Annotated in this window: 15 protein-coding genes; 7 read left to right on the top strand and 8 right to left on the bottom strand. The window is 65.0% G+C overall.

The genetic code is table 11. The features are described from left to right. Positions 1-6 precede the first annotated feature (6 nt). Entirely contained in the window at positions 7-1,974 is a 1,968-nt protein-coding gene (locus V6B08_RS17860; RefSeq protein ID WP_341983387.1) for an APC family permease, read from the top strand. 18 nt (positions 1,975-1,992) lie between these two features. On the opposite strand, the gene V6B08_RS17855 is transcribed toward V6B08_RS17860, so the two are convergent. From V6B08_RS17855 to V6B08_RS17840, 4 genes are all read right to left on the bottom strand, one after another. Next, complete coding sequence (locus V6B08_RS17855; protein ID WP_341983385.1) at positions 1,993-2,784, bottom strand: TerC family protein; 792 nt, start codon at positions 2,782-2,784, stop codon at positions 1,993-1,995. 165 nt (positions 2,785-2,949) lie between these two features. After that, a complete protein-coding gene (locus V6B08_RS17850; RefSeq protein ID WP_341983383.1) occupies positions 2,950-3,147 on the bottom strand; it encodes a hypothetical protein in 198 nt (65 codons plus the stop codon). 66 nt (positions 3,148-3,213) lie between these two features. Then, positions 3,214-3,915, bottom strand: coding sequence for a cation efflux transmembrane domain-containing protein (locus V6B08_RS17845; protein ID WP_341983381.1), 702 nt, complete (start codon positions 3,913-3,915; stop codon positions 3,214-3,216). After that, positions 3,912-4,337, bottom strand: coding sequence for an ArsR/SmtB family transcription factor (locus tag V6B08_RS17840; protein WP_341983379.1), 426 nt, complete (start codon positions 4,335-4,337; stop codon positions 3,912-3,914). Before V6B08_RS17840 ends, V6B08_RS17845 begins: the two co-directional genes overlap by 4 nt. Positions 4,338-4,553: 216 nt before the next feature. On the opposite strand from V6B08_RS17840, the gene V6B08_RS17835 reads away from it, so the two are divergent. Genes V6B08_RS17835 through V6B08_RS17825 form a run of 3 tightly spaced genes read left to right on the top strand, consistent with a single transcriptional unit; the run spans position 4,554 to position 6,969 of the window. After that, positions 4,554-5,507: a hypothetical protein gene (locus V6B08_RS17835; protein ID WP_341983377.1), complete on the top strand. Its 954-nt coding sequence runs from the start codon at positions 4,554-4,556 to the stop codon at positions 5,505-5,507. A gap of 17 nt (positions 5,508-5,524) precedes the next feature. Continuing rightward, the gene (locus tag V6B08_RS17830) at positions 5,525-6,211 is read left to right on the top strand and encodes an SDR family oxidoreductase (RefSeq protein WP_341983375.1); all 687 of its coding nucleotides are present in this window, start codon (positions 5,525-5,527) and stop codon (positions 6,209-6,211) included. 11 nt (positions 6,212-6,222) lie between these two features. Further along, positions 6,223-6,969 carry an SDR family oxidoreductase gene (locus tag V6B08_RS17825; protein WP_341983374.1) on the top strand — a complete coding sequence of 249 codons (747 nt, stop codon included), beginning with the start codon at positions 6,223-6,225 and terminating at the stop codon, positions 6,967-6,969. A gap of 2 nt (positions 6,970-6,971) precedes the next feature. Here V6B08_RS17825 and V6B08_RS17820 read toward each other — a convergent pair whose 3' ends face one another. Genes V6B08_RS17820 through xseA form a run of 3 tightly spaced genes read right to left on the bottom strand, consistent with a single transcriptional unit; the run spans position 6,972 to position 9,468 of the window. After that, a complete protein-coding gene (locus tag V6B08_RS17820) occupies positions 6,972-7,808 on the bottom strand; it encodes a M23 family metallopeptidase (RefSeq protein ID WP_341983371.1) in 837 nt (278 codons plus the stop codon). A gap of 2 nt (positions 7,809-7,810) precedes the next feature. Continuing rightward, positions 7,811-8,026: a DUF2093 domain-containing protein gene (locus V6B08_RS17815; RefSeq protein WP_341983369.1), complete on the bottom strand. Its 216-nt coding sequence runs from the start codon at positions 8,024-8,026 to the stop codon at positions 7,811-7,813. Then, on the bottom strand, positions 8,026-9,468 hold the full coding sequence (xseA, locus tag V6B08_RS17810; protein WP_341983367.1) for an exodeoxyribonuclease VII large subunit: 1,443 nt from the start codon (positions 9,466-9,468) through the stop codon (positions 8,026-8,028). Before xseA ends, V6B08_RS17815 begins: the two co-directional genes overlap by 1 nt. An 81-nt stretch (positions 9,469-9,549) precedes the next feature. Here xseA and purD point away from each other — a divergent pair, with 81 nt between their 5' ends. From purD to V6B08_RS17795, 3 genes are all read left to right on the top strand, one after another. Next, positions 9,550-10,818, top strand: coding sequence for a phosphoribosylamine--glycine ligase (gene purD, locus V6B08_RS17805; RefSeq protein WP_341983365.1), 1,269 nt, complete (start codon positions 9,550-9,552; stop codon positions 10,816-10,818). A gap of 159 nt (positions 10,819-10,977) precedes the next feature. Further along, positions 10,978-12,045 carry a phosphotransferase family protein gene (locus V6B08_RS17800; protein ID WP_341983363.1) on the top strand — a complete coding sequence of 356 codons (1,068 nt, stop codon included), beginning with the start codon at positions 10,978-10,980 and terminating at the stop codon, positions 12,043-12,045. A 30-nt stretch (positions 12,046-12,075) separates the two neighbouring features. Further along, positions 12,076-13,104, top strand: coding sequence for a phosphotransferase (locus V6B08_RS17795; RefSeq protein ID WP_341983361.1), 1,029 nt, complete (start codon positions 12,076-12,078; stop codon positions 13,102-13,104). A 55-nt stretch (positions 13,105-13,159) separates the two neighbouring features. Here the strand turns inward: V6B08_RS17795 and V6B08_RS17790 are convergent, their stop codons facing one another. Continuing rightward, positions 13,160-14,257, bottom strand: a complete 1,098-nt coding sequence (locus V6B08_RS17790) for a M14 family metallopeptidase (protein ID WP_341983359.1) — start codon at positions 14,255-14,257, stop codon at positions 13,160-13,162. Positions 14,258-14,319 lie beyond the last annotated feature (62 nt).

Below are 14,319 nucleotides of genomic sequence, written 5' to 3'. Positions count from 1 at the left end.
TCCCCCATGCCAAACTTTAGCCTCGCCGGGCTGAAACGCTTCTTCCTGGGCGCGCCGCTTGATCCCATGGCACCCGGCATGCGCAGCCATATGGCCTTGGTTGCTTTCCTCGCCTGGGTCGGCCTCGGCGCCGATGGTCTCTCCTCGGCCAATTACGGTCCTGAGGAAGCCTTCCTGGCGCTCGGCACGCATACCCATCTGGCGCTCTATCTCGCGGTCGCCACGGCGGTCACGGTGTTCATCATCGCCTTCGCCTATAATCAGGTGATCGCGCTGTTCCCGGCTGGTGGCGGCGGCTACAAGGTCGCCACCGAACTGATCGGCCCCTATGCCGGCCTGGTTTCCGGCTGCGCCCTGATCGTCGACTATATCCTCACCATCGCCATCTCGGCGGCCAGTGGCATGGATGCGCTGTTCAGCCTGCTGCCGCTGCACTGGCAGGCCTATAAGCTGCCATCCGAATATCTCATCGTGCTGTTGCTGATGGTGCTGAACCTGCGTGGCATGAAGGAGCCGATCGCGCTGCTGGTGCCGCTGTTCCTCGGCTTCCTGATCACCCATGTGGCGCTGATCGTCTATGGCATCATCGCCCATGCCGGCGCGCTGCCGGCCCTGCTGCCCGATACCATCGCCGAGACCAGCGACCTCACGCGCGAGATCGGCTGGATCGGTGTTGCCGCCCTGCTGCTGCGTGCTTTCGCCATGGGCGGCGGCACCTACACGGGCATCGAAGCGGTGTCGAACAATGTCAACATGCTGCGCGAGCCGCGGGTCGAGACCGGCCGCTACACCATGCTCTACATGGCGCTGTCATTGGCCTTCACCGCGGCCGGCCTGATCGTGCTCTACCTGCTATGGAATGTGCAGCCGCAGCCGGGCCAGACGCTCAATGCCGTGGCCTTCAATGCGATTCTGGAAGAAGCCTTCGGCGCCGGCTCCGGCATTGTCGCGGTCGGCCTCACGCTCACGCTGGTATTTGCCGCCGCGCTGCTGTTTGTCGCCGCCAATACCGGCTTTCTTGGCGGCCCGGCAGTGCTGGCGAACATGGCGGTCGACCGCTGGGTGCCGCACCAATTCAGCCAGCTTTCCAACCGCCTGGTGACACAGAACGGCGTCTTGATGATGGGCGGTGCCGCGCTCGCCGCGCTCTGGGTCACCCATGGCAAGGTACATCTGCTTGTGGTGCTCTATTCGGTGAACGTGTTCCTCACCTTCTCGCTCTGCCTGTTCGGGCTTTGCCGCTACTGGTTGCTGCATTGGCATGAGCGCGGTTCAGGGCTCAAGCTGCTGCAGGCAGCCCTTGGCCTGCTGGTCGCCGGCGGTATCCTGCTGGTCACGGTGTTCGAGAAGTTCCTCCATGGCGCCTGGCTCACGGTGCTGGCTACTGGCCTGCTGATCATCGCCGGGCTTTGGACACGGCGGCATTATCTCGGCGTCAAGGCGCAATTGAAGGAAGCCGACACGCTGTTCGTTGACCAGCGTGACAGCGTGCCGGTGGCGTCGCCGCCGCCCGACCCGAAGGCACGCACAGCCGCCTTCTTCGTCGGCTCTGCCGATGGCATGGCGATGCATACCCTGCTGGCGGCGCTGGCCCTGTTCCCGAAGCAGTTCCGTAATATCGTGTTCATTACAGTCGGCGAGATCGATGCCGAGCAGTTTCGCGGCGAAGCCAAGATCGAGGCTTTGCGCGCCGAGACCCAGAAGCGCATGCAGCGCTTCATCACCTGGTGTGCGCGCCACGATCTGGCTGCGGAGGTGGTGCAGGATTTCGGCACCGACCCGGTGGAACTGCTCGACCGGCTCTCCGGTGATGTGCTGGCGCGTTATCCCAACACCGTGTTCTTCGCGGCGAAGCTGCTATTCCGCCAGGAGAACCTGCTTACCCGCCTGCTGCATAACGAAACGGCGCTGACTTTGCAGCGCCGTCTGCATCTGCGCGGGCAGGCCTGTGTCATCCTGCCCATGCGCATTTAGTGCGGGATCGCTGCAGGCTTATGCCTGCGGCTTTTCCAGGGGCTTGTCCTGAGCCTGCTCGTCATCTTCTCGGATGTCGCGGAAGGGCTGGCTCAGCTTGGCGCGGCGCGAAAGCATGTTCAGCGCTTCGACCGCCACCGAGAAGCCCATGGCGGCATAGATGATTGCCTTCGGCACCGGGATGTCTACGCCCTCGGCCACCAGCGCCATGCCGATCATCACCAGAAACGACAGCGCCAGCATCACCACATTGGGGTTGCGCTTCACAAAGCGCGCCAGCGGCTCGGCGGCGGCAATCATGATCGCCACCGATACCAGCACCGCCACCACCATGATTTCCAGGTGGCGCGTCAGGCCGATGGCGGTGATCACGCTATCCAGCGAGAACACCACGTCCAGAATCATGATCTGGCCGATGGTCGGCCAATAGGCGGGCATGCGCTTCGGCGTCGGCTTGGCGCCCGGCTCGTCCAGTTCGTCGGCATGCGACGGCGTCACGCGCTCGTGAATCTCCATCGTCGCCTTCCAGATCAGGAACAGGCCGCCGCCGATCAGGATCAGGTCGCGGCCGGAGATTTCCTCGCCGAACACGCTGAACCAGGGCTCGGTCAGGGTGATGATCCAGGCCGCCGAGAACAGCAGCATCAGGCGAGTGACGACCGCCAGGGTCAAACCCCAGCGCCGCGCACTGGGCTGCTGCGCCTCGGGCAGGCGGCTGGTGACGATGGTGATGAAGATCAGGTTGTCGACCGCCAGCACCAGTTCAAGCGCGATGAGGCCGCCGAGGCTCAGCAGAGCCGCGGGTTGCATAAAGATCGAAAGATCCATGGGGAGAGTCCCGGCGGGAGAATAGGGGCCCTAGGTCGGATTCCTAGCGTCCGACATCACCGCTGCTCCCGCGCAGCGACCAGAGGGGCCCGGACGTGCGCCTATATAGCCACGCCCCGCCGGGTTGCAAAGGGGTTTTCTTTGAATTTACGCCGAAATATCGACGGAGCCGCCAACGCCGCTGGCGAGCGCGCCAAGCGACTGGCTGAGAGCGGCGGAAATCTGCGCCAGATTCGCCACAGCCTGGGCCTGGGCGGCGCTGGGCGTGGTGCCGGCGGTGAGGCCGGTGGTGGCGGAAGCCGGGGTGTAGCTCCCGGAGGAGCCAACGGAAGAGATGCTGCTCATAACTTCAGACTGCCACGTCTCCGGGCCGCCGGCAACGGCGCCGTGGTCAAGGCTGTGTGACGGTACTCACAGGTTTTCAGTTCTGAGTTCGGCCCTGGCCAGCCAAAGCACGCGCCAGGAGGCATGCAAAGCCAGACCGGCCATGAAGGTCGCCACCAGCAGGTCGGGCCAGTTGGCGCCGCCGGTCAGCCACACGCCGCCGGCCGCGCCCAGCACCGCCAGGTTGCCCAGCGCGTCGTTGCGGGTGCAGAGCCACACCGCCTGCATGTTGCTGTCACCATTGCGGTGGGCATAAAGCACCCAGGCGGTGGCGAGGTTGGCGAGCAAGGCCAGCACGCCGATCGCGCCCATGGTGGCCGGCTCCGGTCTGGTGCCCTGCAGCAGGTGCCACACCACGGTGCCAAGAATCCAGAGGCCGAACAGGCCCATGGATGCTGCCTTCACCAAAGCGGCGCGGGCGCGCCAGGTCAGCGTCAGCGACAGCACGGCAAGGCTCAGGCCGTAATTCGCCGCGTCGCCGAGGAAGTCGAGCGAGTCGGCAAGCAGCGAGGTCGAGCCGGCGGCGAAGCCGGCGCCGATTTCCACCACGAACATACCGGCATTCAGTGCCAGCGCGATGATCAGTGCACGGCGTGGTGCGCCTTCGCCGTGGTTGTGGTCGCAGAAGGCGCCGTGGGTGTGATCGTGATTATGGTCATGCCCCGCATGGTCATGGACATGATCGTGGCCGTGCCCGTGCCCATGTTCATGAGTGTGCTGTGCGCTCATGGCGTCTCTCTTTCTTCCGCCATGTGCTCGATCATGTCGCGCAGCATGTGGCGCACATGGTCGTCGGCGGCGGTGTAGCGGATGGAGCGGCCGTCACGCTCGGCGCGCACCAGTCGGGCGGCTTTTAAAAGCCGCAGGTGGTGGCTGGCAGCCTGGGGCGACAGGCCGCAATAGGTTGCAAGCTCGGTGGCCGGCCAGGCGCGTGACAGGCAGGCCAGCAGCAGCCGCAGCCGCGAGGGATCGCCGAGCAGGTGGAAGATATCGGCAAGCTGCGCCACCTCGGCCGCCATGGCGGCGTCGAAGCCGGGCGGCGTGTCGGCGCCAGGAGCATGAAGCCCGGGAGCCTGGACCCCGGTGGTATGGATACCGGTAGAGTGGGCCTTGGCAGTGCCGGTGGGGGGTATGTGGAGATGATCCTTCATTTAAATAGATGTTGAAATGTGGAAGTGTTTAAGTCAAGCCCTTTGTTGTGTCCTTCCCAAGCCGGGGATTGCCCGGAATCGGCGCTGCGTTATGCTCAGGATTGGCCGTAGGCGAATGATCTGCCGGCCTGTCTCGCCGTCCTCACAATAAAAACCAAAGGCTTATATGCCTCTTCCGGGAATATGTTCGCTTCTTGTTTCACGTGAAACGCGGCCATGCTGAGTTCCGCGCTGGATTTCATTGGCCGCCACGCCACCCGCTTCATGTTCGGCGGCGTGCTGGTTGGCCTGGCTCTGCCCTGGCTGGCCGATCTGATGCGGCCGCTTTTCGTGCCGCTGCTGCTGATTCCGCTCACCCTGGCGCTGATGCGGCTCGACTGGCAGGCCTTCACGGCCTATGGCCGCCGGCCGCTGCTGATCCTGGCGATCCTGGTTTTCCTGCTGCTGCTCTGCCCGGTGCTGATGCTGTTCGCGCTGAAGCCCTTCGGCCTGCCGGCGCCGCTGAATGCCGCCATCGTGCTGATGGCGGCGGCGCCGCCAATCGTCTCCGCCGCCGCAATCTCCTTCATCCTCGGCCTTGATGCGGCACTCGCCGTCATCGTCATCGTACTCTCGACCGCATTGGTGCCGCTCACCCTGCCGCCGCTCGCCTTCATCCTGCTCGGCATCCAGGTGGAAATGTCGCTGCCGGAATTCATGGCCCGGCTCGCGTTGCTGGTCGGCAGTGCCTTCATCGCCGCCCTGGTGCTGCGCCGCTTCACCTCGCCAGCCTGGCGTATCGAAAACGCACGGCTGCTGGATGGCACATCGGTGCTGGTGCTGGTGCTGTTCGCGGTGGCGATCATGGCCGGCGTCACCGACAAGATGCTGCAGAGCCCGGGCTATGTCGCGCTCACCACGCTGGCCGCCTTCATCGCTAACCTGTCGCTGCAGGCCCTGGGCTACGGCGTCGCCCGGCTGGTCTTTCGCCTCAGGCCGCCTGCCTCGGCGACGCTGGCGCTGCTTACCGGCAATTGCAACATGGGCCTGGTGATGGTGGCCCTGGCAGACAAGGCGGAATTCGACATGGTGGTGTTCTTCGCCATGGGCCAGCTGCCGATGTACATGCTGCCCGGCCTGCTCTATCCATTGTATAAGAAGCTGGCCCAAGGCAGCCCCAGCGAGAGCTAAAGGAACGGAAACGCCCCATGCCCACCGTGTTCATCACCGGCGCCAGCCGTGGCATCGGCCTGGAATTCGCCAAGCATTATGCCGGCCTGGGCTGGCAGGTCATTGCCGGCGTGCGCGCGCCGGATACCGCCACGGCACTATCCTCGCTCAGCGCCGGCGGCAATGTCAGCATCGAACGCCTGGATGTCACCGACGACGCGGCGGTGGATGCGGTGGCGGCCAAGCTGAAGGGCCATGCCATCGAGCTGCTGATCAACAATGCTGGCATCTATGGCGACCGCGATGCGTCGCTCAGCATCGGCAATTTCGATACCTACCGCCGCGTGCTGGCGACCAATATCGCCGCGCCGATGAAAGTGGCGCTGAGCCTGCTGCCCAATCTCAAGCTCGCCGATGGCGCCAAGATCCTCACCATTTCCAGCCGCATGGGTTCCATCGGCTTGAGCGGCGGTGGCTCCTATGTCTATCGCTCGTCGAAAGCCGGCGTGAATGCGGCGATGCATGCGCTGGCGCTGGACCTCAAGCCGCAGGGCATCACCGCCATCGTGGCGCATCCCGGCTGGGTGCGCACCGACATGGGCGGCTCCGGCGCAGATATCTCGGTGCAGGAGAGCGTCGCCGGGCTGACCAGTGTCATTGCCCGCGCCACGCTGGCCGATAGCGGCAAGTTCTTCAATTACGATGGCGCCGAACTGGCCTGGTAGGAACAACGACCATGAGCAAGACCATTCTCGTCACTGGCGGCAGCAGAGGCATCGGACGTGCCGTGGTGATGCTGGCGGCGAAGCGTGGCTGGGCCATCGGCGTCAATTACGCCAGCAACGCCAAGGCAGCGCATGAAACCGTGGCGGCGGCGAAAGCGGCCGGCGGCAAGGCCATCGCGGTGAAGGGCGATGTGGCGTCAGAGCCTGATGTCATCGCCATGTTCGAGGCCACTGAGAAGGCTTTCGGCCGCATTGATGGTCTGGTGAACAATGCCGGTGTGGTGGCGCCCACTGCCGATCTGGTCGATATGAGCCTGGAGCGTCTGCGCCGCGTGTTCGATACCAATGTGCTCGGCTCGGTACTCTGCGCGCGTGAGGCGGCACGCCGCATGGCGAAAAGCCGGGGCGGCAAGGGCGGCGTGATCGTCAATCTCTCCTCGGCTGCGGCGCGGATCGGCTCGCCGAACCTATTCGTCGATTACGCCACCTCGAAAGGCGCCATCGATACCATGACGCTCGGGCTGGCGAAGGAACTCGGGCCGGAAGGCATCCGCGTCAACGCCGTTCGTCCCGGCATCATTGAAACCGATATTCATGCTTCGGCCGGCGAGCCTGACCGCGCGGCGCGGCTTGGCCCCACGGTGCCGCTCGGCCGCTCCGGTTCGGCGGAAGAAGTGGCGGAAGCGATCCTCTGGCTGATGGAGGACAAGTCCTCCTACGTCACCGGCGCCATTCTCGACGTTGCCGGCGGGCGGTGAGCCTAACGCGGCGGCAGCAGCCGTTGCGGATCAAGGCGGACATCGAACCAGTTCACGCGCCAGTCGAGATGCGGTCCCGTGGCGCGGCCGGTGGCACCCACCGCGCCGATCTGCTCGCCCTGTTTCACTTGCTGGCCGACCTTCACGTCGATCCGTGAGAGATGCGAGTAGGCGCCGTTGATGCCGTGGCCATGGTCGATGATCACGGTGCCGCCGGTGTAATACACATCCTTGTCGGCGAAGGTGACCACGCCGCCGGTGGAGGCGCGCACCGGCGTACCCGTGGGCGCCGCGATATCCAGGCCGAAATGCGGCTGCCGCGGCTCGCCGTTCAGAATCCGCTGGCTGCCATAGACGCCGCTCACCGGGCCATCCGCCGGCCATACCCAGCCGGCGAGAAAATCCAGGCGCGGCGAATTGATCTGGCGTGCGGCGGCGATCTTGGCATTCTCGCGCTTGATGCGTTCGAGCAGTTCCGGCGGCGGCGTCACCTGCGCCGGCGGCAGGCCATCAATGCGCTGGATGTCGTATTGCCGCTTGGCGATGCTTAGCGTGAGCTTGGTCTCGCGGCCATCGGCGGCGCGGATACTCAAATTCGCTTCCGCCGGTTCATCGCGACCGAAGCCGAACACAAATTCGCCATTCGGCCCCAGCGGCACGTCACGGTCGCCGAGTTTCAGCTTGAGGCCTGCTGCCGCGCGGCCCTGCACCAAGCCGCCCTGGCTGAAATCGCCCCGCCACTCGATGCCGCCAGGGGCCTGATTGGTTTGGGCTTGATTGCTACCTTGTGCCCAAGCCGGCGTGGCGAGCAGCAGCAACACCGTCAGCAGACGCCACATGCTCAGTCGACCCGCTGGCCGCGCATGCCCTGCAAGGCGGCATTGGCATTGACATAGGCTTCCTGGCGCTCGGCGCTCCAGTATTTCAGCCGCTCGATATCGATGCGCATACCGGTGACAGCACAAATTACATAACGCCCCGGCACAAGCACCTGGAAGCCGGCATCGCCATAGCGCAGCTTGGCCTCGCCATCGCGCGGATTGAATGGCATGTCCATCAGAACAGCTCCTCCTGCTTGGTCGGCGCGCCACTGCGTGCGGGTTTGCGCGATGTGGACTTTGCTGCTTCGCCCTCGATGATCGCCTTGCGGCTGCCATCGCGCAATTCGATGCTTACACTGACGCCAGGGTCGAGCGCCGCTACCCCCTGTATGGCGCGGCCCTGTTCATCCAGGATCACGGCATAGCCGCGCGCCAGCACGTTGCGATAGCTCAAGGATTCAAGCAGTTTCGACTGCTGCTGCAGCGCGCGGGCGGCCAGTTCGGTGCGCTGCTGCGTGGCACGGCGCAGGCGCTGCGTGCGTTCGTCTAGCTGGCGGCGGTAGTCGCGGGTCTCGCGCAGTAACTGCTTCGGCTGCAGTTTCGCGAACTGCACCTCCATGCGGGCGCGCTTGGCTTCCACGCCGGTGCGGAGCGCATGGCGCAGTCGTTCGGCCAGGTCGTCGAAACGCTGCTGCAACTGCGCCAGTTGCTCGCGCGGATCGCGCAGGCCCCGGCGCAGCAGATCAAGCTGCCGCCGCTTGTCGCTGGCCATGCGCGCCACCGAGCGGCGCAGGCGTTCGTCCAGTCCAGCCAGGGTCTGCAGCAGGTCGAGCCGCACCGGCACCGCCATCTCGGCGGCAGCCGTCGGCGTCGGGGCGCGGCGGTCGGAGGCATAGTCGATCAGCGTCGTGTCGGTCTCGTGGCCCACCGCCGAGATCAGCGGGATGGCGCTGGCGGCTGCCGCGCGCACCACGCTTTCCTCGTTGAAGGCCATCAGGTCTTCCAGGCTGCCACCGCCGCGCGCCACGATCAGCAGGTCCGGGCGCGGCACTGGTCCGTTCGGCGCCAGAGCGTTGAAGCCCTGGATGGCGCGGGTCACCTGGTCGGCGGCGCCTTCGCCCTGCACCAGCACCGGCCAGACCAGCACGCGGGTCGGGAAGCGGTCGGCCAGGCGGTGCAGGATGTCGCGGATCACCGCGCCGGTGGGCGAGGTGACGACACCGATGACGCGCGGCAGGTAGGGCAGGGGGCGTTTGCGTTCGGCGGCGAACAGTCCCTCGGCGGCCAGCTTCTGCTTGCGCTGCTCCAGCAGGGCCATCAGGGCACCAAGCCCGGCCAACTCCATGCGCTCGACCACCATCTGGTATTTCGAGCGGCCGGGATAGGAGGTCAGCTTGCCGGAGCAGACCACCTCCATGCCATCCTCGGGCTTCACGCCCAGCCGCGCCGCCTGGCCTTTCCAGCACACGGCATCGAGCAGCGAGTCGGCATCCTTGAGGGCGAAATAGAGATGGCCGGAGGCGGCACGCTTGAAGCCGGAAATCTCGCCGCGCACCCGCACCCAGCCGAAACTCTCCTCGATGCTGCGTTTCAGCTTCAGGGATAGTTCGGTAACGGTGAATTCCGGCACATTGCCCCGTCCGTCTGGGCCACGGCTGGTTTCCGGCGAATCGCTCATGCTGCAAGCCTTGCCAATATGCCGGCCATGATACAAAGATTGCCGCCTTTCCGATAGTTGCCGAACAACAGGTGAATCAAGATGAATCTGCTGGTGGTGGGTTCGGGCGGCCGCGAGCACGCCCTGTGCTGGGCGCTCAGCGCCTCTCCGCTGGTGAACAAGCTGGTCTGCGCGCCGGGCAATGCCGGCATCGCGCAGGTGGCGAAAATCCGCCCCGTAGGGGTGAGCGATCTCGACGGCATGCTGCAGCTCTGCCGCGACGAGCATATCGACTTCGTGGTGGTCGGCCCGGAAGTGCCGCTGGTCGCCGGCCTGGTCGACAAGCTGGAAGCCGCCGGCTTCGCCTGCTTCGGCCCCAATGCCGCCGCGGCCCAGCTCGAAGGTTCCAAGGGCTTCATGAAGGATATCTGCGCCAAGTACGGGATCCCGACGGCGCATTACGGCCGCTTCAAGGAGCGCGCCCCGGCGGAAGCCTATATCCGCAAGCATGGCGCGCCGATCGTGGTGAAGGCCGATGGCCTGGCCGCCGGCAAGGGCGTGACCGTGGCGATGACGCTGGAAGAAGCGCTGGAGCCGCTGGAGAGCCTGTTCGCTGTGCCCGGCGCCGAGGTGGTGATCGAGGAATTCCTTGATGGCGAGGAGGTCAGCTTCTTCGCCCTGGTGGATGGCCAGACGGCATTGCCGCTGGCCTCGGCGCAGGACCACAAGCGTGTCGGCGATGGCGACACGGGGCCGAATACCGGTGGCATGGGCGCCTATTCGCCGGCCCCGGCGCTGACGCCGGCCTTGCAGCGCGTGGTGATGGACAGCATCGTCAATCCCACCGTGGCGGCGATGCAGGCGGAAGGCATGCCATTCAAAGGCGTGCTGTTCGCCGGCCTGATGCTCACCGCTGCCGGCCCCAAGCTGCTGGAATACAATGTGCGTTTCGGCGACCCGGAATGCCAGACGCTGATGCTGCGGCTGAAATCCGATCTGCTGCCGGCACTGATCGCGGCGCGCGAGGGCCAGCTCAAGGACTTCGATCTGCGCTGGCGCGATGAAGCCGCGCTCTGTGTCGTGATGGCTGGCAAGGGCTATCCCGGCGAGCCGGCGAAGGGCGGCGTGATCGAGGGCCTGGAGGCAGCGGCGGCGGAACCCGATGCGCAGGTGTTCCATGCCGGCACCAAGCCCGGCGCGGGTGGCGCAGTGATCGCCGATGGCGGCCGCGTGCTCGGCATCTGCGGCCTGGGCAAGAGCGTGGCGGAGGCACAGGCACGCGCCTATGCGGCGGTGAAACATGTGCGCTGGGCCGATGGTTTTTGCCGCAGCGATATCGGCTGGCGTGCCATTGCCCGCGAGAAAGCCTGAACCTCCCCGGGTTTCAAGCGCAAACATACAATTTTCTGCCGCTTTCCTGACTTGCCGCTTTCCTGACTATCGTACCCGTCGTCATGGCGGCGGCTAGATGGTTGCGCCCCTGCCGCTGCCTTGGCTATCGTAGCCGCAGCCTCGAGGGGGGAATGTTGAATGAGTGAGCAGGATCGTTTCGTTGGCACCATGCCTGTGCAGGATCGGCATCGTTTCGATGTCGGCCAGCTTGAGGTATGGCTGAAGGCGAATGTCGAAGGCTACAAGGGCCCCCTGGAAGTGCAGCAGTTCAAGGGCGGGCAGTCGAACCCGACCTTCAAGCTGGTGACGCCGGAGCGCAAATACGTGCTGCGCCGCAAGCCGCCGGGCAAGCTGCTGCCATCCGCCCATGCGGTGGACCGCGAATACCGCGTGATCAAGGCGCTGGGCCAGACCGATGTGCCGGTGGCCAAGGCCTATGCCTTGTGCGAGGACGACAGCGTCATCGGCACCGCCTTCTATGTCATGGATTGCGTCGAGGGCCGCATCTTTTGGGACCAGCGCCTGCCGGAACTGAACCGCGATGAGCGCGGCCAGATCTTCGATGCCATGAACCGCACCATCGCGGCGTTGCACAGCGTCGACTACAATGCCGTGGGCTTAAGTGATTTCGGCAAGGCCGGCGATTATTTCGCGCGCCAGATCGCGCGCTGGAGCAAGCAGTACAAAGCCTCCGAGACCGAGCATATCCCGGCGATGGAGAAGCTGATCGAGTGGCTGCCGGCGAATATCCCGCCGGGCGACGAAGTTTCCGTGGTCCATGGCGACTACCGCATGGACAACATGATCTTCCATCCCACCGAACCGCGCGTCGTGGCGGTGCTGGATTGGGAACTTTCCACGCTGGGCCATCCGCTCGGTGACTTCACCTATCACCTGATGAGCTGGCGCCTGGCGCCGGATGTGTTCCGTGGCATCCAGGGTGTCGATTTCGCCGCGCTGGGTATTCCGGATGAAGCCGAATACTGCCGCCGCTACTGCCAGCGCACCGGTCGGGATGGCATTCCGCATCTCGAATTCTACATGGCCTACAACATGTTCCGCATTGCCGGCATTCTGCAGGGGATCATGGGACGGGTGAAGGACGGCACCGCCGCCAGCCAGCATGCGATCGAATCCGGCAAGCGCGCCAAGCCGATTGCCGAGATCGCCTGGGCAGTGGTGGAAAGGCTCACCGGGGGTAAGTGAGCCATGGTCTTTCCCGCCGAATTGATGCCCGTGCAACCGCAACACCGGTTCGACGAAGGCAAACTATCGGCGTATCTGCAGGGCGCACTCGCTGATTTCCGCCCGCCGCTGACGGTGAACCAGTTCAAGGGCGGCCAGGCATCGCCCACTTTCCTGCTGCACAGCCCGGGGCAGAATCATGTGCTGCGCAAGCGCAGCGTGGCGAAGAAGGGCGCAACACTGGCCGAGAGCATCGAGCGCGACTATGCGCTGATCTCGGCTTTGCATGCCGCCGGCCTGCCGATGGGACAGCCCAAGCTGGTCTGCCTGGATGAAGCCGTGATCGGCACGCCCTTCTATCTGCTGGAATACGTGCCGGGCCGGCATTTCCGCGATCCCAACCTGCCGGGCATGGATGCGAAGCAGCGCCAGTCCATCTATGCCGCGATGGCGCAGGCGATGGCGCAGGTGCACCAGCTCGATCCACTCAAGCTCGGGCTTCCCGCCAATGGCAGCGGCAGCGACTATCTGGCACGCCAGGTGGCGGCGTTAGTGCAGCAATACAATGCCAACCGCACCGAGGATATCGGTGCCATGACGCGGCTGCTGGACTGGCTGCCGGCGAATGTGCCGCAGGATGGCATGACCAGCCTGATGCATGGCAATTTCCGCCTCGACAACCTGGTGTTCCATCCCAGCGAGCCGCGCGTCGTCGCGCTGCTGGATTGGGATGTGGCGGCGGTGGGCCATCCACTGGCCGATCTGGCGATCAACTGCATGCCCTACCGCGTCACCATTCCCGGCATGGGCAGCCTGCAGGGCATCGATTTCATCGATACCGGCATTCCCGGCGAGCATGATTATGTGTCCAGCTACTGCGCCGCGCGCGGGCTGGAAGGCATCGCGCACTGGAACTTCTTTCTCGCCTTCGCGCTGTTCCGCGTCGCCGTGATGGCGCAGGGCATCTACAAGCGCGGCAGCGAACGCGGCCCGGCCACGCCGGCGGTGAAAGCCTATGGCGCGGTGGTACGCTCCGTCGCCAACCAGGCCTGGAACCTGGTCGACGGCGGCGACGACTAATTTCCTGTGTCACCCTCGCTTTCGCGAGGGTGACGGAATGAGGTGAGGCGACTGCCTACTCCGCCAGGCCGTGGAAGCTGCGCAGCGCGAAATCGGCGGCGCGGCCGAAGATCGCGGCCTTCCAGGGCGCGGTATCGACATAGAAGGCATCGCGCATCTGGCGCTTGAGCTGCTGGCCGAGGGCTGAATTGAGATCGCCGCGCGCATGCAGCCAATGGTCGGCGCGCAGCGCATTCAGCACTTCCGGCACCGGCTTGGTGCCGTATTCAAGGGCCACCGATACCACCTCGATGCCAGCAGGCAGGTCGAGGAAGGCTTCCGGCACTGTGCCGGTCACCTTGGCCGAGGTCGAACTGCCGTCATTCGGATCGGTCACGGAGGGGCCATACCAGGCCTTTGCCTTGTCAACGCCGCGCATCGTGCCGAGCATCTCGGGGCCGACATAGATCGGCTCGCCATAGCCCATGGGGCCGAGGCCGGTATGGTAGTCGATGCTGGCGAGTTTCAGCGCACCCGCCGGCACATGCTCGGCCAGGATGCGGCGCAAAGTGGTGTTGGACCAGGTGGCCTGGCCGCCGCCGAAGAACAGCCCATCGCCATGGCTGTATTGCCCGCCGGTGACGGCGGCCTGATAGGCGCGCAGGCCATGCTTCTGCTGGTAGTCGAGGATTGCCTTGTCGGCGGCGGCCTTGGCCGGGCCGTCCCAATCGGCCGGGATCAGCCAGTCATGCACATCCTTGTAGGCGGCATTGTTCGGCAGCGGCTTGGCGAAATCCTGGAAATTGCGGTTGAGGTCCACGTTGTCCTCGGTCACCCGGCGGATCCAGGCGAAGCCGTAGGGATTGATGGCGTGGATCATCACGATCTTGGTGTCGGCCGGCGCTGCTTCATAGATGCGCTCGTGGAAAAAGCCGACCTGGCAGCCCGAGCCGCAGAAGCCTTCGGCGCCATGGGTGCCGGAGATGGTGAGGTAGACGCGCTTGGCATTGGCCGGGCCAAGGCAGGCGACATCGGTGGTCAACGGCGCCCCGTCAGGCGTGCGCGCCTTGGGATTCTCATAGGCCGTCAGCGTGGCGCCGGCGTCCCGGGCCGCGGCGCGGAATTTCTCCCGCGCCTCGGCATAGGTGGCAGAGAAGTAATCGGAAACGGTCATGGGGAGGCACTCTTTTTTTGTTGTGTCTTAAACCTGACCGTTTCCGGCCAATCACTTCCTGC

This window comes from Ferrovibrio sp. MS7, from assembly GCF_038404985.1.
GTDB classification, from domain to species: Bacteria; Pseudomonadota; Alphaproteobacteria; order Ferrovibrionales; family Ferrovibrionaceae; genus Ferrovibrio; species Ferrovibrio plantarum.
This window is presented reverse-complemented; position numbering and strand designations above follow the sequence as displayed.

Coding starts and splice junctions, on each gene's coding strand:
- V6B08_RS17860 (WP_341983387.1), top strand. CDS start 7: ATGCCAAACTTTAGCCTCGCCGGGCTGAAACGCTTCTTCCTGGGCGCG.
- V6B08_RS17855 (WP_341983385.1), bottom strand. CDS start 2,784: ATGCAACCCGCGGCTCTGCTGAGCCTCGGCGGCCTCATCGCGCTTGAA.
- V6B08_RS17850 (WP_341983383.1), bottom strand. CDS start 3,147: ATGAGCAGCATCTCTTCCGTTGGCTCCTCCGGGAGCTACACCCCGGCT.
- V6B08_RS17845 (WP_341983381.1), bottom strand. CDS start 3,915: ATGAGCGCACAGCACACTCATGAACATGGGCACGGGCACGGCCACGAT.
- V6B08_RS17840 (WP_341983379.1), bottom strand. CDS start 4,337: ATGAAGGATCATCTCCACATACCCCCCACCGGCACTGCCAAGGCCCAC.
- V6B08_RS17835 (WP_341983377.1), top strand. CDS start 4,554: ATGCTGAGTTCCGCGCTGGATTTCATTGGCCGCCACGCCACCCGCTTC.
- V6B08_RS17830 (WP_341983375.1), top strand. CDS start 5,525: ATGCCCACCGTGTTCATCACCGGCGCCAGCCGTGGCATCGGCCTGGAA.
- V6B08_RS17825 (WP_341983374.1), top strand. CDS start 6,223: ATGAGCAAGACCATTCTCGTCACTGGCGGCAGCAGAGGCATCGGACGT.
- V6B08_RS17820 (WP_341983371.1), bottom strand. CDS start 7,808: ATGTGGCGTCTGCTGACGGTGTTGCTGCTGCTCGCCACGCCGGCTTGG.
- V6B08_RS17815 (WP_341983369.1), bottom strand. CDS start 8,026: ATGGACATGCCATTCAATCCGCGCGATGGCGAGGCCAAGCTGCGCTAT.
- xseA (WP_341983367.1), bottom strand. CDS start 9,468: ATGAGCGATTCGCCGGAAACCAGCCGTGGCCCAGACGGACGGGGCAAT.
- purD (WP_341983365.1), top strand. CDS start 9,550: ATGAATCTGCTGGTGGTGGGTTCGGGCGGCCGCGAGCACGCCCTGTGC.
- V6B08_RS17800 (WP_341983363.1), top strand. CDS start 10,978: ATGAGTGAGCAGGATCGTTTCGTTGGCACCATGCCTGTGCAGGATCGG.
- V6B08_RS17790 (WP_341983359.1), bottom strand. CDS start 14,257: ATGACCGTTTCCGATTACTTCTCTGCCACCTATGCCGAGGCGCGGGAG.